Genomic DNA, 19574 nt, shown 5'->3' with positions numbered 1-19574 from the left:
TCATAAGCGTGGGCGTGGTTATGTGCGTGAAGCTCACGTTCAAGTGCGGTATATTCTCGGTCGCGAACGGGAATCTGTTTGCTAAATAACAACACATCAATAAAAAGGAAAGCTAATGTGTTCCAGCTCTCCTTTTTACGTTTAATGAATGCAAAGATAGAAATTGATCCCGAAATAAACTCATAACTATTTTCAGAAAATTATATTAATCATTGGAATATACTGTAGCATTGAAACTTTCGGGTCCCAGGCGCAGGTTGTTAATACTGAAACTTGGATCATAGGTGAAAATGGCGTACACAGAATAGACAAGCTGACCACTTCCTGGCGGTGGTACATTATACTCCGAGCCGGTAAAGCTGAGAACGCACGGACTGAAAAATGCGTTGGCCTGAACGATTGTACCCGCACGATAAACAAGCTGCTGTGAACTGCTCAATCCTCGGTACACTTCTATGACAAAATTCCCGTTAACAGGCAGCTGATTGGCAGTAACTTCGATAATACCCGAAAAAAACGTTCGGATAAACATCCCTGGATTGCTTACCTGTAGTCCAACCTGAGCAAATAATTGTGGGACTCCATTCGTGAAGCTGGGGGTTAAAATGTTATGCCCGTTGGAGCCTTGGGAAGTCCGTGCATCTAAAGTTTTGACCATGTGATTTCCTCCTTCCGTTAAGGAGTCATATAGAATTGAAGTTAATCGTCGCTGTAAGTGACAGCATTGAAGCATTCCGGTCCAATGCGGGTGGCTTGTTCCATTCCGGATGCTGGCACAAATGTTGCATAGCAAGAATAGATTAGTTGTCCATTTACAGGGGGAGGCACATTGTAATCCGAACCTTCGAAACTTGCGAGTATGGTGTTGGTGGAAGAGAATATAGGCTGGGAAACGACATAAATAGGTTGGCCCGTATTGGTGGCCCCCCTGAAGATTTCCAAGCGAATAGTCGAGGGCAGTGAAGATAAACTGGCCACTGAGAATCGATATGTCCCATTAAACTGAGTACGGATGAGCGGTCCTGGATTAAAAATGTTGAGTCCCACGATCCCAAGCAGAGTAGGTGTGTTAGATGGAAGTAGTATGTTGAGCGGACTAATGCCCGTAGACGCGAGAGAAGTACGAGCGTCAAGTGTTCGAACCATTTTCATTCCTCCAATCTATTATATTGAAATATCGTATGTTGCTGCTTTGAAAGAGTTGTCCGCTTAGTGGCAAGAAGTTACAGCGATCTATAAAACGAGATATTATGCTTTAGTAGATAAGATTGAATCTATCTATATAGAACGGTATTTAGAAACTAACAAACCCTCTAGAGTCGCCAAATTGGGTAATACATGATGACGATACAAATATCTCCATTAACACAACAGTCATTTCATAACAAAAAAAAGCCCCTGCCGGATTAACCGACAAGGCCATCATGAAGTGAATTAGGAGTGGGAAGTCCTCTAAAGAATATCCAACTTTATCCTCTATTATTCATGAATATAATAAGAGACGACGAGGCGGAACGACCACATCTACTAAAGGTTGATTCGGAATTTGAAAGCATCACTGGAATAGAATGAGAAATTTAACGGTACATAATTCTCCATCAACCCAACAATCTCATATGGAATCACTTAAACTCTGCATGCTAAGGTTAGGATGGAGGTTTTTGCTTATGCTAAATCAACCATTAAAACTAATGTTATTAAAGCCAGCCACGATCAAAGCCAATATGGAAAATAGTGCTGAACAAAGGTTTGGCACTGATCATTGGTGAGTTTAGGGAACTTTGTGTCAATGTACTGCTGGGAAGAGCTTAGGGAGCATTTCGTCATTTTGAGGATTTGTATAACTTATATTCTTCATATTGTATTCCTGTCTTATCTAGTAGAGAAACTGAGCAAATGGTTTTGCTCAGTTCAGAAAATGCCACTTGAACTTCAAAAAAATTGATTTTTTTAAAAGTATAGTTGAATTCTTTACAACACATTGGATCTAAAATAAAATATCTTTGGAAAATAGGAATCGAATTTGTTTGACCAAAACTCTTTTCTGTAAGCTTAAGAAAAATTGTTATTTCCTTATTAGAAATGTTTTTGCAGTAAATAATTAATTTACCTTCACTCTCAAGATAATTATACTGTAGTCCAGTCGTAAGGGACATAAGTTCTTCTCCTTTGATCTAAATAAGCTGGGATTTGCACATTCTACATCAGAAACGATTAATTTATCTTATGCTCCATTTATAATTTCACGACATTAATATTTAAGGAAATTATTCTATGAATACTTGCGATCTTTTCAATACTTCGTTCTAAGTTCTGAGTATATGCCGGCCGACATAATATGCAGAATTTGATTCAATGGTGGCTAATTCTGGATTTGTTAGGTGGGCGTGCCCTTATTATTTCTGTCCAACTTAGTGTAGACGATTCACAATCCACAGTCTCGTCGATGAACAAAAGAAGACTAAGGGCAGAGTCGGACATTCGTTCCGTTACGCCTGGTTAGTGGGGTTTGGGGAAGAGGTAGAATGGGACAAGATCGGTCGCTGGTTTGGATTAGAAACAAAGAATTCCAGAGTACAGATGATAGAGTTCTATGGAGTCTAATACAATGAATTTATTGCAACGATAATTAAAGAAACAAGGGAGAGCTGGTATTATCCCCTCAAGGTAGACAGTGAAAAAAGAGTTCATGTTAGAATGATCTCAATACTGAAAACGGAGGGATTAAAGAACGATGTGGTACAGGAAATTAATAAGATACGCGTTGCGGTCGATCCTGAGATTGTGACTACCGTAGAATCGATTACCTTGGATGTGGAACGATATGATGATGGACTTGGACTCGTCGTTAGTGGAGGCTCAAGCTGCTTTTAAGAACAACTAGAGAAGGGGAGAATAACGATGTCTAACTATCATGAACTCGTTAAAGGCAAAGTATATATCGGAGGAGCAGATGCTGCTCTAAGTGCAATCAAGGAGCAAGGTGTAACGGATGTATTTGATCTCCGAGATGATGGCAAACCACAAGAAGGATTTCCTGATTCGACAAACCGACATCATTATCCAATTGTTGAAAATAGGAATGATCAAGAAGAATCCATCAAGTTCGCCATTCAAGCCGTGACGGAGGCTGTTCAAGCGGGGAAGAATATTCTTTCACTGTGCTGGTGGCCGGAACAGTAGCCACAGCGCTGTTGATGAATTTGGGTGAAGCTACTACGGTTGAAGAAGCTGAAAAACTAGCAATGGAGAGACGTCCGGACATTTCAATTAAGCCTGAAATACGTAATGTGCTAAAGAATATGTTTGAAGCAAAGAACAGTTAATATCGTTTCTTTATGAGAGGACGTTGACGTCCTTTTAGCATTTTCTCAAGTCATTGAAGATAGGAACAATGTTCTTGTTTGTCCTCATGATGGGTGTCACGGGACAAGAACTTGGTTCCTTTGCCGAAAAGGACAAGAACATTGTGTCATTTCGGATTAGATTGTTATCTAAATAATATCATGACAGAAATTATGTGGCGAGATAAAAGCACAATTCGCTTTCTGAAGGCAAGAACTCAGTTCCATTGCTAAAATATTGGGAACATGGTATCAATGTCGATTAGAGTATTTTATCTGTTTCATTAAGCTAACGGGCAGTATAGTTTAATAATGTCAATCTAATTTTCATTACAACAACTTATAATAAATGGTGGAATTTGATGTGCGTGTAAGGCTCCTTTCCTTCATATACATAAACATGGAGAGGAGAGGATGAGTGGTACAACTTTTAGATCCTAAAAGGATTCCTAAATACATGAATCAAATCGGAAATACACCGGTATATATGCCTACTGTTCTTAGACAGCCTATGACTGGTAAATTGATCGGACATGCATATAAAATTTATGCGAGTGAGTTCCAGCAGCAAATCTTACCATCTGGATTGGGTACAACGAAAGTGTTTGGTTACGGGGGTATGATACAGGACCTCCACACAGGAAGATCCGTTTACTATAGAAGTGCTCCAGGCCCCACCTTTGAAGCCATTCGAGGAATTCCTGTACATGTTCAATGGATAAATAACATTGCTGGTCCTCATTTTCTCCCAGTTGATCCGACACTCGATTGGGCAAATCCAAATGCAGTGTCAGTTCCTCTACCACCATTTCCATCATTTCCACCAGGATATCCCCTAGCACAGAAATCTGTACCGATTGTCCCTCATTTGCACGGAGGAGAGAATCCTTCTTATTATGACGGCTATCCTGATGCATGGTGGACTGCAGATGGAAAGACAGGTATGGCTTTCACAACGAATAACTACATCTTCCCCAATGTACAACAGTCTACAACCCTTTGGTATCATGATCATACAATGGGAATCACTCGTTTAAACAATTATGCTGGACTTACAGGGATATATGTGATCCGTGAGATGAATGACCCCATTGCCTCATTTCTTCCCAGCGGAGAAAATGAGATTTCTCTCATCATTCAGGACCGATCTTTTCATGCAGATGGTTCTCTTTACTATGATCCTGTGGGGGCTAACCCAAGTATTCATCCTTATGTGCCACCAGAGTTTTTTGGAAACACGATTATGGTAAATGGAAAGGTGTGGCCGAACCTTAATGTCAAGCCTCAACAATACCGCTTTCGTGTTCTGAATGGTTCAAACGCACGTTTTTATCATTTACATCTCTCCAATCAACATAAATTTATTCAGATTGGTAGCGACGGAGGTTATTTGCCTCAACCGGCAGAACTTTCCTCATTAATGATTGCACCGGCAGAACGAGCAGATATCCTTATTGATTTTTCATCTTTAGCTCCTGGTACGACCGTTATTTTAATGAATACTGCTAACGCCCCGTTTCCCAATGGAGCAACGGCAGACCCGGAGACCGTTGGTCAAATTATGCAATTTACAGTCATAAATGGTAGCGTCATACCGTCAAAAATAATGCCCACAGTTCTGAACAACATTCCGAAATTAAAGCCTACAAAAACGAGAACGTTGACTTTATTCGAACAGGAGGGACCTAATGGTCCCCTGAAAGTTACGTTAGATGGTCAACTGTGGGGGAATCCTGTTTCTGAACTGCCTCAGGCAGGAACCACAGAAGATTGGCAAGTTGTAAACCTAACCACAGACACTCATCCCATCCATCTTCATCTCATTCAGTTCCTGCTCGTTAGCCGTCAGAAATTCCGATCTGACGATTATGTAAGAGACTGGCTGAAAATAAATCAAACGACAACTCCGGGAACCCCACCTTATTTTGTTAAGCCAACGGCACCACCGATAGACCCATATTTGCTAGGTCAACCTATTTCCCCTCCACCCAATGAGAAAGGATGGAAGGATACTATACAAATGAATCCTGGAGAAGTAACGACGATAAGAGTTCGGTTTACTTCTCAGGATGGCAGTCCCTTTCCATTCGACCCTAGTCTTGGGCCTGGATATGTATGGCATTGTCATATGCTTGAACATGAGGATAATGAAATGATGAGACCGTTAAAGATATTGCCTTAAAGATCCTCAAAGTCAATTTAATTCTTTGGCTAAGTTAGATGAGCTCGTAACATAAGTTATTCAACTAACGGGAAACGATAGCTCAATAAATCATGGAGGCAGCCCATCACATATTGGCTGCCTTTGTTCAACTAATAGGCAGGTTCCGTTATTGTAAATGAGCAAAATTATATACTTGACTCTAACTACTATACTGGATATCATTCCCACATAGTGATGATTAGTAGAATGGTCGATGTTCATTTTAGAAATGAAAACGTCTCACCATCATGAAATGTATTAATCCATTTCTTAGAGAATTGGGATGGGTTAACACTATACGCGCTTTCCATCCTGTAATATGACGCACAGGGCTAAGGTCTAGCGCGTTTTTTTTATTTTTTTCAAAAAGAAATAGAGGAGTAAAATGGCAATCATTACAGATTCAAGAGGTAACATTTTTTTGGATATATTAATATTGAGTATGATAAGGTCATTACAAGCACACTGGATGCTCTACTAACACATGCTCTAATTGTGGTGAAGTGCCAAGGAAAGTACCTATTCATGCATAATAAGTGGAGGAACTAATGGGAACTTCCAGGAGGTATCATTGAAGCTGGAGAGAATGCTCAACAATGTGTAATTAGAGAATTGTTTGAGGAACCAATCAAAATATTGACACGGCTGAATTCAAAGGCTAATGAAGTTTAGACTTCAGTCAAGTTTTCATGGACCTGAAAGGACAGAGTATGGAGCTCTGTTTATGGGTAAACTGAACCAACTTGATGATTTTGTTGAAAACGATGAAACTTCTTCAATTATCCTTTGGGATGGTAACGGAGATTTTGGATATCGCAGAAATCGACAGGATAGAAGCGAATCATGGATTCATATACAAAGAGTAGATCATCGATTTTTTCGGTCTCAACCTGTTTCTTGAGCGTTGTAAAGGTTGCTTATTAAAATAGGCTTGAGCTCCCTCATCCGCATTCATATTGATATCATTGAATAGAGCGGCGGAAGCTGTTTTTACAATTTCCGAGCCGTCTCCGCCACATGATTAGAATAAGAATGATGTAGAATGACATAAAGATACCAACCATGAAATCCTTTATAGAATAAGGTTTTTTTATTTTTTGGTAGGGAACTTTGTGTCAATGTTTAGTGACATAAAGTTCCCTACTACCCTGGAGTGAAAGGATTTATAAGGTTAAATCATTTTTTTACTTTGTGTCATTTTGGTAGAGAACTTTGTGTCAGCCTTTGGAAATCTTATTAACTAAGAGCATATGAATTCATTACATTAATAGATATCAATTACGCTAACGGGAAACGATAGCTCAATAGTACCAAAGGAGGCAGCGGATCAACATTATCGGCTGCCTTTATTGAACTAACGGACAGGATAGCTGAGGATTAATTAGGAAATGACAAAAGATAGGAATATAACCATTCATCCAATTCCAACTCGGCTGTTACCTTGTGAAGATTTATAATCCGTCGTAAGTAAATACCCGCTTGTCCTATAGATAGGGACAGGCGGGTATTTATATTTGGTGAATAAAAACTTTGACTTACTACGATTCGATGGTTTGAATCAGGATCTGATTCTTCAATAATTATTTCTTTATCCGTTACTACTGCTTAAATTTCTCGTCCATATGCCTCGAACTGTGTAAGTGCTGGGAATAGTGCAGGATCATTAGATTGAATTAATTCGCTAAGTTTCACCGATTCCACTTGTCTTGGTTCCAAGAGAATAGTCTGTGCTTTTCCGGATTTCTCAAGAGATGAAGTTATAGAACTGCCATCAGAAAAAGACAAGGTAACCTGCTTCCAGTAATTATCATGGGGGAAGTCAGCTCTCAGGTACAATACGATCTTATCAATTTCAACAAGCCGTCCAAAATGAAGTGTGAATTCTGCATCTAGTCGTTGATTAATTCCCCATGATTCAAATGGCCACTCTCCATGTGAATAGGTTACCGTATTGCCATTGATTGCATTTCTGGCAGCAAACACGGCCTCACCACGCGTCTCAACATTAGCCGAAGCATGGGGGTACAACGTTGAGTTGGTATGATGATCATGTGAATTTGCGGCAAGGTTTTTGTAGGAACTAATCTCCTCATTGGATGCAACCCGTACAGTCAGCAAATGTAGTTGACCCGTAAATGACTTGGGAGAATATGAGGTCTTCTTTTCATTAAAAGGGATGCTTAAACGGTACTCTTGCCCAGACAGATATACAAAATCCGGGTTCAAAGCATCATCCAGCTGTATATACAAATAGACGCCGTCCCTGGAGCTTCTGAGCACAATAGAATCTCCTAGTTGATATGGTTGATCATATACCAGATGAGTATGGTTCGTATCGGTATGTTCGGCAAGGATAGTTCCATCTTCACGCTGTACTTCAATCGTTAAATGAATCATAAATACACCTCGGTTTGTAAGATTAGGAATGACATTAACTTTAAGGATGTAAACCGCTTTCATGACACTATGGGACGGGTCCCAAATATCAGGCTGCGTCTAACAAAAACAACGTTCTATTACGCGAATTAAGATGAGCAACCTCTATGGATTAACGAGCCGCCGAAGCATAAATACGGTGATTTCCTCCCGCGAAGATCCGCGATTCGTATGTACGATCCACTCACAATCCATATTTTTTTCAAAATTGTAGCACTCGTCTCATGAACTCACAAGAGAAATTTCCCAATTTAACGGAGAATGTGAAAAAAATAGTATTTGCCCACTTTTATCATCGGATTTTGGGTACACTTCTAACCAATTTATCTATATCTTCATGAAGAAAACATTCTAAGGGAAGGAGATATCGTTTTTATTTATGGAAGCGTTTACTTTTAATTCGACATTTTATTGAATCAGGAGGCTGTGAAATGAAGCAGTGCTGCAAAATTATAAAATGGATGGTTATTCGTGTGTTAGTAGTAAGTCTCTGTTTAGTTATAACTACCGTTCCAAGCAGGGTATCCGCTGATGATTCGGTTATCCATACCCAGCCTGCAATCTTGGAGACGGTAAGCCAAGAGGGATTCGTTCATCCTTCTGTAGGTTTCACTGGTGATGCACTGAAGCTGATGCAGGAGAAGGTTGCCATTGGCGCAGAGCCGTGGGCGAGTGCATTCGAGGACTTCAGGAACAGTCGCAGTGGATCACTGGATTATGATATTCGGAATCAAAGTAAGCTGGATAAAACGAAACCCGCATACACCAAGATCGACAATGATGCAAAAGCCAAGGAAGCCAAGGTGGATGCAGAAGCGGCATTTACCCACGCAGTCATATGGGCTGCTACAGGTGATGTTCGTTACCGTGAGAAAGCAATGACCATTGTTCGTCTTTGGTCCCAAATTGATCCGGGCAATCCAAAAGGGTTTACAGATTCGCACATTAGTATCGGTGATGCCATGGTTAACATGGTTAGAGCTGCCGAATTGTTGCGGTATACGGAGGGCAGCGGGGAATGGGCGTGGACGGAAACGGATACGACGTATTTTACGCAGAACTATCTGATGGCCTTCTACGATGGCAACTTCTATCATAACAATGGTCGCTGGATGAACCAGCATGGTATTATCACTCAGGCCTATATGATGGCTGCTATTTTCTCGGATAATCAGCAATGGTACCAAGAGGCAGTGGAGTGGGCAACAGCCAACAAAACCGCAACGTTCAAGGGGCAATCCGGTGATATTTTTCATCAGATTCGCTATGTCACACAAAATGAAAGAACGGGTGCACCTGTCGAGCCCCATGTACAACTTGTGGAAATGTTCCGCGACATGGGCCACGCTTCAGGAAATACGTCCACATTATCCATGATTGCCTACATGACTGAAATCCAGGGTACTAAGGTCAACCCGGACCCGGCTTCACCAACATTCGGAGAAGTGACGGATGCTTCAGATGGTGTAGGAATTTTCGAATTCCTCGATAATCGGATATTGGCTGGAGCGAATGAACTTGCCAAATATAATCTGGGTTACGATATCTTGTATACACCAGTTAACATTAGCAATGCTGTGGTTGGCGATCCAACAGGCAATTACGCTGATACCGTCAGTGATAACGGCAGAGGATTGGGGTACGCGTCCGAGGTCACATACGGATACTACATGCATCATTTGACTCAGCCACTGGATCCTGGCGATGAACGGATTAAATATCTGGCACAAGCTATTGAAAAGCAAGGTGGATTAAAAGCGATTCCATCTTATGTTCTGTTACAGGGGACCAGTGACTTGGCGACAGGTGAGGTGGTTGGTCCACCAAAGCCACTAAGCAATCCCCCGTATATAGAAGTGACAGCAGCATATGACCGCTTGCAGGCGTTCGATTATATGGGTAGGAGCGAAACCACCAGCACGAGTACGTTTCAGGATATGGACGGTATGCGTTCCGTACTGTATGACGTTCGCTATGAGAATCAGTACACATGGTATGACCTTGATGTAGAAGACAGTTACAACGAAATTACGATTCGGGCTGCAAGCAATTCGAGTGTGGGCACCAAGGTGGACGTAATCTTGTTGGATGGTGTAGACGGACTTGACCGCACTAATGTTACGACAGCTGATCTTGCCAAAGGTGAAGTACTAACTACCCTGCAGGTACCGAATACCGGATGGTGGACCAATTATGCGACAGTCTCAAGCAAGCTGAGTAAGCCTTTGTCAGGTAAGCATCTGATCGCATTCAAGTATTATGGCAGCGCAAACGCACTGTCATATCAGATTGCGTTTGACTGGTTCGCATTCTCGGATGGCTATGCAGGCGATGAACATCCAGCTCTGTCAGGTGTCCTCTCCGGAGAAGCTACTAAAGCTTCAGACGGTGTGAATCTGAGTGAAGGAGGGGCAATCACATTCGGCAAAATGAATTTTGATAGTGGTAACAATAGTATTGAATTACAGGCCAAAACAACAGATGCGACTGGCAAACTGCTGTTATACAGCGGGGAAACGCTGGTAGCATCTTACAAACTGCCAAATACGAGCAATGCCATGGTCAAATTCACTTCTGAAGTTGCATCAGCAGACTTGGCCAAGATCAAGGGCATTCATGACATCACTCTAAGGTATAAAGGCAACTCGCCAATTACACTTAAGACATACCGGAATATTGAACGGAATCGATTGGCGAACGTAGAGACAACTGGCAGTCAAGCCAACTTCATTGCCGATCAGGCTATTCCGATTTCCGGTACATTTGAGATAGGTAGCGAAGGCACCCGCTCTTATATTCTGACAAAGAACGAAAGCATTGTTTATTTGAGCAAGGCCGCGCTTCAAGTGGATCGTACCAAAGACAGCATTGTTTCCTTTACGGTCAGAACTAATGGAGTGGCCAAATTGCAGCTGCAAAGAGATTCATCCACTCCCCCTTTTGCTACGATCCGAGTACCGGATACTAAGGGCGATTGGCTTCGGGTAAGCACTAACATATCAAATAAATATGTGAAGTCGGATGACTACCCAACCTATTTGAAAAGTCTTTTTGTTTCCATCGAGACGGACAAGGAAGACACGGAAGTCAAGCTGGGCAGCTACACGCTTGATCCTGCCGATACCTCGCCAGTACTCAAGTTGACAAGTGAACAAGGGTTTGAACTTACAAGCGTAGCGGCCTACGAGAATGGCGCAGATATGAATTTGAAGGTATCCGTTGAAGATCTAGACTCTGTGAATGTATCTTTATCGACGGATAATCAGGATTATATTGACAGTAGTGGACTGAATGGCAAGGCAGGCGGGACGTTAATTGTTAAACCAGCCGGACTTGCGCCAGGTGAATATGTCTTCCATATCTATGCGGAGGATGATACATCCAATTACGTCGATAAGGAAGTGAAGCTGTCCATATACCCTGAAGAGGAGAATAAGGCCCCTGAAGGATTGACTGCAGCTTTAACGGGGCCGACTTCCGTACTTTTGAACTGGCAGGAAGTCAACGGAGCAACTTACTACACCATCTATCGCAAGCAAGGAGCTGGGGGCACCTATACCAAGTGGAAAGAAACCACTTCGACTGAATTGAGCGATGCTGATCTGAAATCCGGTACGTTGTATGCTTACCAGGTAGCAGCTGGAGGCAATGCCGGAGAAACGGAAAAAAGCAGTCCTATAGATATAACAACCCTTTCTACGATTCAGGTTACGCAATCGATGGTCAAGGCTTCATCCAAACAGTGGGATGCAAGTGACTCAACAGGAATTGGAACTCCCGAGAGTAATGGATGGCGGGCATTTGATGGCAATATAGAAACGGCACCTGATGCGTTGACCAACCCAAGCTGGATTCTGATTGATTTAGGTCAAAACAATGCACCGATCTTGGGCGGTGTGAAATTTTATCCGCGCAGTACACATCTTAATCGGATGAAGGATGCAGTGATTCAAGGCTCAAATGATGGTACAACATTTGAGAATCTGTACACTATTGGGACCATCTCTACTGCCAAGTGGTATTTTGTAGGAATGACGAACGATAAGGGATATCGATACCTTCGGTATTACACACCTAAGGGCAATGCCAATGTGGCAGAGCTTGAATTCTACCAAAAAGCAGTAGACGTACCCGCGCCTAACCAAGCCCCCGTTTTTGCCGATTTGGCTCCAGTGACAGTGACGGCAGGTCAAGAGGTGAAGCAGACGCTTGTCGCTACGGACCCGGAAGGGGATTCCATCACGTATGCGGGTATAGATCTGCCAGAAAGAGCGCAGCTGGATGCAGCTACAGGTGAATTCAACTGGACACCAGAAACAGCAGGGAGCTATGTGCTCCAATTCAAAGCGACTGATGCTAAAGGAGCAGCAACCGTTGCTACATGGACCATCACGGTAAAAGAAATAGCAGAACCACAGCCAGGAACGGAAAATTCGGCTACGCTACGCGGACCATTAACAGCTGCACCGGGACAACCGGTGGACTTGAACATTGGTGTACAAGGCGTCACGGATGGTTTCACAACGGCACAATTGACCGTAACTTACGATACGTACAGGTTGCAATTTCCAACAACCGAGGACGAACAAGGACTTACTGTTCTGGCTGATGGAGCTGTGTCTTCTTCAGAAGAAGGCTTGCAAATCATCGGGACAGGGGTGAAACCGGAATCTGGTGAAATTCTCCTTATTGTGGCTAACACGAACCAGAATCAGATTACCGATTCGAGCAATCTTATCGCCCTACATGGGCAAGTGAAGGTAGACGCTACCACTGGGAAAGCACAAGTCAGCTTAAGTGATTTCGAAGTTTCCGCAGACGGGAATTCTAACATGTTGGATACCTCGACAGCATCAATCGCTATTCAGATTCAAGTCGATAAGACACAGCTAACAGCTGCAATCCAGTCCGCACAATCCCTGCATGACATGGCAGTGGAAGGAAGCGATACAGGACAGTATCCGGTTGGTTCCAAAGCAGTGCTCCTCACAGCGATAGAACATGCAAGGGCGGTAGCGGCGAATGAGACGCCAACCCAAGCTGAAGTAGATGCAAAAGTTGTAGAACTGAATCAGGCAGTAGAATCTTTCACAGAACTTGTCATTGGTGTTAGCAAAGCTGAACTGCAACAGACGATCCTGCAAGCACAGTGGTTGTCAGCAGCAGCTGTTGTAGGATCTTCACAGGGGCAGTACCCGTTTGATGCGAAAAATGCATTTGATGCCGCAATTCAAAATGCGGTGACCGTTCGCGACAATAGTGGAACCACTCAGGCGGAAGTCGACAAAGCCGTCATTGCGTTACAACCGGCCATCACCACATTCAGGAACAGCATTTATACTGCAACCCCTCAGCCGACAGACCATACTGGGTTGGCAGTTCAGATCCAATCCGTTCAAAAACAACTGGACAAAGCTGTTGCTGGAACAAAAATTGGTCAGTACCCTCAACAAGCCATTTCGATCCTGAAAGCTGCTTTGAATACGGCAAATGAGGTGAAAAACAATACGGCAGCAACACAATCAAGTGTTGATGAAGCATTAGCAAATTTACAATCTGCTGCAAGTACATTTGCTGCTCAGATGATTACTCTTGTACCAGGCCAGACTCAAGTCAGTATCAAAGATCTCTCTATCATTGCGAAGTATTATGGAACAAAATCAACAGATGCAAGCTGGACCGATATTGAGAAAGCAGATCTGTTCGAGGGGGGTGAGATCACCATTCGTGAGTTGGCTGCTGTTGCTCAGATGATTGTTGGTGACTGGCTGCAAAATAAATAGTTATGAGCAAGGGAGGGCGCACCTTGTCGCCTTCCTTCTGATCATTCATGTGACAGGGAGGGTCTCTATTGAGATCGAAGACAAACGTGAAGAAAATGGAAATGAGGAAGGTATGGACAAGTTTCTTGGTGTTACTGATGATCTGTACAACGAGTGTGAATGCAGCCACAATAGAGCAGTTAGCGCGTCCAAGCTTTGAGTTAAAGCTGAAGTCTGTTAACAACAAACTCGTTGAAGTATCGGTCATCGGGCATGACCTTGAGGATCTGTACGCATATGAAATGAATCTGGAGTTTGATGCAGATCGACTTATTTTTTCGAAAGCAAGCGCAGGAAGTGTTGGTTATACGGTCGTGCCGAAAGCGGAGGGGAATTATCTCAAGATTGCCCATACCAAAGTGGGCAGCGTAAAAGGTGATAGTGGGGATCAACTATTGACGACCCTGCAGTTTAATGTGCAGCGTGCCGGTAACAGCAAGATTACACTTCAGACTATCAAGCTGGTGGACTCAAAGCTAAATATGTCTAACATGACACCTGCACTGCAGGAGACCATACAGGCGGAATCAGCGACCAGCTTTAGTGACATAACGGGGCATTGGGCAGAGGCGTCCATTCTAAAGGCGGTAGAGGCCGGATTTATCGACGGGTATACGGACGGCACGTTCCGTCCCAACCATGAGGTCACTCGCGCCGAATTTGCTGTTATGTTTAGCAGAGCACTTAAACTTGATGTGAATGAATCAGATGCAACTTTTGCCGATGCGAACCAGATCCCGGCTTGGGCTTCCTCTCATGTGCAAGCAGCAGTGAAGAAGCAACTTATTACCGGTTATGTCGACCACACCTTCCGACCAAACGCGAAGATGAGTCGTGCCGAGATGGCATCGGTTGCTGTTCGCGCACTTGGTAAGACACAACATGATGTGACTTACGTGAATGAATTTACTGATGCGGGCGATTTTTCTTCTTGGGCGAAACCTTTCATTCATGAGGCTGTAGAATCAAGCATTATGCAGGGGATAGGGAACAATCGTTTCTCGTCAAACACGAATGTGACCCGCGCAGAGGCAGTTACCGTGATCTTAAATGTGTTAAGGAATTGAATTGGTCACAGGATAAAGGAAGAATGTGAAGAAAGTTGGATTTACCCTCTTATTTCATCGGATTTTGCCTGTTTTTATCTGGAAATTAACAAGTAGAATACATTTGTAAGCGATTACAATTTTATTTTTTCCTCATCCATATTAAAGGAGTGATTTTATGCCACAACAGTCTACAAAAGCAAAGCTCATGAGTATTATGCTAGTCATCATCATGCTTCTGATCCCTGCGTATAGTGTACTTTCATCGGAAACGGCAGAAGCAGCAACATTTACTCATCCTGGAATTATGCATAATGCTACGGATCTCACTAGAATGTCTGCCAATCAGAACACCGAACCTTGGAAGTCAGCATTAGCAAATTTCAAAACAGATAGCAAAGCATCCTCATCTTATGCAAAACAAGGACCTTATAGTACGGTTTGCAGGAACGATTCTACTTCAACATGTACGAGTACAAATTATGGAAATAGTGCCTTAGAGAACGATGCGAGAGCAGCTTATTATAACGCTCTCCTATGGAATGTGACGGGAACACAGGCGTATGCTAATAAAGCCATTGAGATTCTGAATGCTTGGTCGAGCACATTAACTAGCATTGCTGGAACAGATGCACAGCTTGCTGCAGGTGATAATGGCATTTTTCTTGCCAATGCAGGCGAATTGTTACGATATAGCAACTCAGGCTGGGCTGCAGCAAATATCACACAACTGGAAAATATGTTGACCAACGTTTTTTATCCTCATATTCAATCCCCCGGGGATGCAAACTGGGGTGGATCCGCAATGAAATCCATGATTTCAATCGCGATATTTACGAACAATCAGACGATGTTTGATTCTGCAATATCTAATTTCAGAACGAATGCTTGTGCTTCTGTGACGAGAAATGTTATGTCTACAGGGCAGATCTCCGAATCGGGCCGAGATCAGGTTCACGCTCTTGGTGGACTTGGCAACTTAACGGTTGTGGCAGAAATCGCCTGGAAGCAGGGTGTTGATTTGTTTGGAGATGGAGATAATCGACTCTTAGCTGGCTCGGAATATTGGTCCAATTATAATCTGGGCAATGAACCAACTTCATGGGATTCAACATACGGACGTTGTACCATGGGGCCTTGGAGTGGCATTAATGGAACGGGAAGAAGTGATACCATCGGATGGGCTCAAAATGAAATAATATATGCTCATTATGTAACACGCAAAGGATTGACTGCTCCGTTCACAACCAGTTACATGAATGGAATGCCTGCTACAAATACGGATGCAGCTCTGCTCACATTTGCGTACAGACTGGGTACCACTACCGATTCAACAAAGCCATCCGCACCGACGGGTTTAACTGTTAAACCGTTGTCTGACAAAGTCATTAATTTGAGCTGGACACCTTCAACAGATAATGTTGCTGTGAGTGGTTACAAAATTTACAGGAATGGGACCATTGTGGGATATTCACCAACTTCGGACTATACCGACGCTGGACTGACTGCTTCTACAGCTTACAACTATCAAGTAAGTGCTTATGATGCGAAGTCAAACACATCTACAACAAGCAGCACGGTAAGTGCTACAACACTGTCATCTGCGAATGCACAGATCCCATTTTCTTCTCAGGATATTGGTAGTGTAGGTGTCGCTGGAAGTTACAGTTATAGTGCCGGGACCTACACAATTAAAGGGGCCGGAAGTGATATCTGGGATAAATCAGATCAGTTTAGATTTGCTTATGTGCCGTTAAAGGGAGACCGGACGATTACAGCTCGCGTTGCCAGTTTGACGAATACCCATTCATCTGCAAAGGCAGGAGTCATGATTCGGGAATCTCTGTTTGAGGATGCCAGCAATGTGTATGCTGCTATGAAACCAGGACTCGCCGTATTCCAAAATCGGACGGCACCTGGCGCAATCACGAATTCTACGACGTCCGCAACCGTGAGTGCACCGTATTGGGCCAGAGCGACCAGATCGGGGAACACCGTAACGACCTACATTTCTGCGAATGGTGTGACATGGACTCAGACAGGTACGTCATCCATTTCTGCTGCAAGTACAGCCTATGTAGGACTTGCGGTGACGTCTCATGCAAACACGACGCTTACAACTGCTACATTTGACAATGTAAGTGTTCAGTAGGAACAGTTGATCTAAAGCTAGCCAAATTCATTTCTCTAAATCTTATTTCAAATGAGAAACCTCCAAATTTCCGCTTTCGCTGCGGGTCTGGAGGTTTCTTCGTTGAGCAGGTTTTGAATGCTATACTTCATGGCTCTCCAACCCGCTCTTTTTTTGATTTAACTTATACTTCAAAGGTGTGACCTGGTACGTTTTTTTGAAACACGAGATAAAATGTGAAACATTCTGGAAGCCTACGTGATGACTTATGTATTCAACCGACATAGTTGTCGTTTCCAGCATATGAGCTGCTACTTTAATTCGTTTGGCAGTAAGATACTCGCTCAAATTGCTTCCAGTTTCATTCTTGAAAAGCCGGGACACATAGGATCTTGTGAAATGCAGTTGGTCTGCCAGCTTGTTGAGAATGTTAGATTCCATATAATGTTCATCCAACCACTGCATAATAAGCTCAGAATGTTCTTTCTTGCGCCGAGTAAGACTGGGTTCCGATTGATCTTTAGGGAAGATCCTTGCCATAGCACTAAGAAACTGAAGAACGAATACGGTAATTTCCTCCCGGGATTCACCTTGTTCCATGTGAGCAATTTGTCCGTAATCTTCCATACAGTAGCTAAAGAGATCCATATCTCTGCTTAAGTCAAATGCGCGCTCAATCTCACTGGAATAGCACAAACGATCAAACCATTCTCTGCGACGTGGATAGTCTTTTAAATACTGATCTATAACCACATGATCTAAATGGATCACTGCTCTTTCGTAATGACTTTCATGAGTTACTTTAGCAAAGACTTTGTGTATTTCGAATGGCTGGAATACATAGAGCATCCCCGGCTTAATTGGATAGGTCTTGTTATTCATGACCACTGTGCCCTTACCTTCAAATACGATCAAAAACTCGCAGCACTGGTGCCAATGATAAAAACTGCTATTTGTTTTACTTGTTCGATGACGGTCTGTCCAGATCAAAGGTTGTCCATGAAATGGAACGGATTCAAAACCAACTTCCATGACAATCACTCCACACCATTTTTACTAAATTGTAGCATTGCTTTCTCGTTTGTCAAAAGTACAACAGAACGTTATTTTCTTTAAACATAGCATAACTTTCACGGGTTTTAGCATGTTAGACTGATGTTGTTCTCATTAGAAAATGAATGTGAATCTAAAACAGGAAAGCGGGAATTGGGATGTTAAACATAGAAAAACAGAGTATCTGGTTGCAAGATATTGAGCAACGGATCATTCAAAAATTAGACTGGGTGAGTGACAAATCCAAAAATAAAATTCCATACACAACCGTTAATGGTGTACATGATGACCGATCTGTTGAAAATCCTAGTAGTACACATGCAGACGGCATTAACTGGTGGACAAATGGTTTCTGGGGCGGAATGATGTGGCAGATGTATCACAACACGGGTCAGGAGAAGTACAAAGCTATTGCAAATATCTCAGAAGACAAGCTCGATGCGGGCTTGCAGCAGTATTACGGTTTGCATCATGATGTGGGATTTATGTGGCTGCCAACCAGTGTCGCAAACTATAAACTGACCAAGAATCCTGAATCTCGCAAACGGGCGCTTCACGCTGCCAACTTGTTGGCAGGACGTTACAACCCGATGGGAGAGTTTATTCGCGCATGGAACGACATCAGTGGAGAAGACACTCGAGGATGGGCCATTATTGACTGTATGTTTAACATTCCCTTACTCTATTGGGCAACGGAAGAAACCGGAGATCCACGATTCATGCAGATTGCCCTCAAGCATGCGGATACGGTCATGGACACATTTGTACGTCCTGATGGTTCCGTCAATCATATTGTTGAATTCGACCCGTTTACAGGGGATGTTATAAAATCATATGGTGGGCAAGGGTATGCTGAAGGCTCATCTTGGACGAGAGGTCAGACGTGGGGATTGTACGGTTTTATGATGAGCTACATTCATACAGGCAAAAAGGAATATCTTGATACGGCGAAGCGCATTGCTCACTACTTTATCGCCAACATTCCGGATAATGGAATTATTCCTATTGACTTTAGACAACCGAAGGAGCCAGCATATGAAGATTCAACGGCTGCAGCAATTGCAGCTTGCGGACTTATTGAGATTTCCAAGGCAGTCGAACTTCATGAGAAGGATCTATATCTTAAACCTGCACTTAAATTACTGAAAACATTGGATGAAGACAGAGCAGACTGGACCACAGAATGCGATTGTATCCTCAAAAATGGATCAGCTGCGTATCATGCCAAAGAGCATCATCAATCTATTATTTATGGAGATTATTACTTTATCGAAGCCATTTATAAGTTAAAAGGAACTGACTTGTATTTCTGGTGAACTGTTTGAGTTATGCATTTAATTATATTCCGCTGAGAATGAAAACGAGGGCTTGCTTACATAGCGAGTCCTCGTTTTTGGTTAACATTTTCATTACGAAACATAGTTGTTTTTCCGTACTAACGGCGTTGGATTTTACCTCATGGGTCATTTGTATTCCATGTTAAGATGATTTCACAACAAACAAACACATAGACGAGGATATGGAGGAGGCCTTAGACAA

12 protein-coding genes and 2 pseudogenes are annotated in these 19574 nt (G+C 42.8%); 9 read left to right on the top strand and 5 right to left on the bottom strand.

What is annotated here, in order from left to right:
- Positions 1-205 precede the first annotated feature (205 nt).
- The 3 genes from ACDJ59_RS09145 to ACDJ59_RS09135 all read right to left on the bottom strand — a co-directional run bounded on the left by ACDJ59_RS09145 (position 206) and on the right by ACDJ59_RS09135 (position 2156).
- A complete protein-coding gene (locus ACDJ59_RS09145; RefSeq protein ID WP_413408499.1) occupies positions 206-658 on the bottom strand; it encodes a hypothetical protein in 453 nt (150 codons plus the stop codon).
- Between the two features lie 41 nt (positions 659-699).
- Positions 700-1146, bottom strand: coding sequence for a hypothetical protein (locus ACDJ59_RS09140; RefSeq protein ID WP_413408498.1), 447 nt, complete (start codon positions 1144-1146; stop codon positions 700-702).
- Between the two features lie 677 nt (positions 1147-1823).
- Positions 1824-2156, bottom strand: a complete 333-nt coding sequence (locus ACDJ59_RS09135; RefSeq protein WP_413408497.1) for a hypothetical protein — start codon at positions 2154-2156, stop codon at positions 1824-1826.
- Between the two features lie 182 nt (positions 2157-2338).
- Here ACDJ59_RS09135 and ACDJ59_RS09130 point away from each other — a divergent pair, with 182 nt between their 5' ends.
- The 5 genes and pseudogenes from ACDJ59_RS09130 to ACDJ59_RS09110 all read left to right on the top strand — a co-directional run.
- The gene (locus ACDJ59_RS09130) at positions 2339-2503 is read left to right on the top strand and encodes a hypothetical protein (RefSeq protein ID WP_413408496.1); all 165 of its coding nucleotides are present in this window, start codon (positions 2339-2341) and stop codon (positions 2501-2503) included.
- Between the two features lie 194 nt (positions 2504-2697).
- Positions 2698-2874, top strand: coding sequence for a hypothetical protein (locus ACDJ59_RS09125; RefSeq protein ID WP_413408495.1), 177 nt, complete (start codon positions 2698-2700; stop codon positions 2872-2874).
- 27 nt (positions 2875-2901) lie between these two features.
- Positions 2902-3326, top strand: a pseudogene (locus ACDJ59_RS09120) (protein phosphatase).
- Positions 3327-3801: 475 nt separating this feature from the next.
- Positions 3802-5526 carry a multicopper oxidase family protein gene (locus tag ACDJ59_RS09115; RefSeq protein ID WP_413408493.1) on the top strand — a complete coding sequence of 575 codons (1725 nt, stop codon included), beginning with the start codon at positions 3802-3804 and terminating at the stop codon, positions 5524-5526.
- 579 nt (positions 5527-6105) lie between these two features.
- Positions 6106-6219: pseudogene (locus ACDJ59_RS09110) on the top strand (NUDIX domain-containing protein); the annotation flags it as partial.
- A 933-nt stretch (positions 6220-7152) separates the two neighbouring features.
- Here the strand turns inward: ACDJ59_RS09110 and ACDJ59_RS09105 are convergent.
- Entirely contained in the window at positions 7153-7944 is a 792-nt protein-coding gene (locus tag ACDJ59_RS09105) for a carbohydrate-binding protein (RefSeq protein ID WP_413408491.1), read from the bottom strand.
- 470 nt (positions 7945-8414) lie between these two features.
- On the opposite strand from ACDJ59_RS09105, the gene ACDJ59_RS09100 reads away from it, so the two are divergent.
- The 3 genes from ACDJ59_RS09100 (at position 8415) to ACDJ59_RS09090 (ending at position 17003) form a co-directional block, all read left to right on the top strand.
- Entirely contained in the window at positions 8415-13766 is a 5352-nt protein-coding gene (locus ACDJ59_RS09100) for a carbohydrate-binding protein (protein ID WP_413408489.1), read from the top strand.
- 68 nt (positions 13767-13834) lie between these two features.
- Complete coding sequence (locus tag ACDJ59_RS09095) at positions 13835-14872, top strand: S-layer homology domain-containing protein (RefSeq protein WP_413408487.1); 1038 nt, start codon at positions 13835-13837, stop codon at positions 14870-14872.
- Positions 14873-15029: 157 nt separating this feature from the next.
- Positions 15030-17003, top strand: a complete 1974-nt coding sequence (locus ACDJ59_RS09090; protein ID WP_413408486.1) for an alginate lyase family protein — start codon at positions 15030-15032, stop codon at positions 17001-17003.
- Between the two features lie 120 nt (positions 17004-17123).
- On the opposite strand, the gene ACDJ59_RS09085 is transcribed toward ACDJ59_RS09090, so the two are convergent.
- On the bottom strand, positions 17124-18014 hold the full coding sequence (locus ACDJ59_RS09085) for a helix-turn-helix domain-containing protein (RefSeq protein WP_413408485.1): 891 nt from the start codon (positions 18012-18014) through the stop codon (positions 17124-17126).
- A 179-nt stretch (positions 18015-18193) separates the two neighbouring features.
- Here ACDJ59_RS09085 and ACDJ59_RS09080 point away from each other — a divergent pair, with 179 nt between their 5' ends.
- Complete coding sequence (locus tag ACDJ59_RS09080; protein WP_413408483.1) at positions 18194-19351, top strand: glycoside hydrolase family 88 protein; 1158 nt, start codon at positions 18194-18196, stop codon at positions 19349-19351.
- Positions 19352-19574 lie beyond the last annotated feature (223 nt).

This window comes from Paenibacillus amylolyticus, from assembly GCF_047302515.1.
In the GTDB taxonomy this organism is placed as follows: Bacteria; Bacillota; Bacilli; order Paenibacillales; family Paenibacillaceae; genus Paenibacillus; species Paenibacillus amylolyticus_G.
This window is presented reverse-complemented; position numbering and strand designations above follow the sequence as displayed.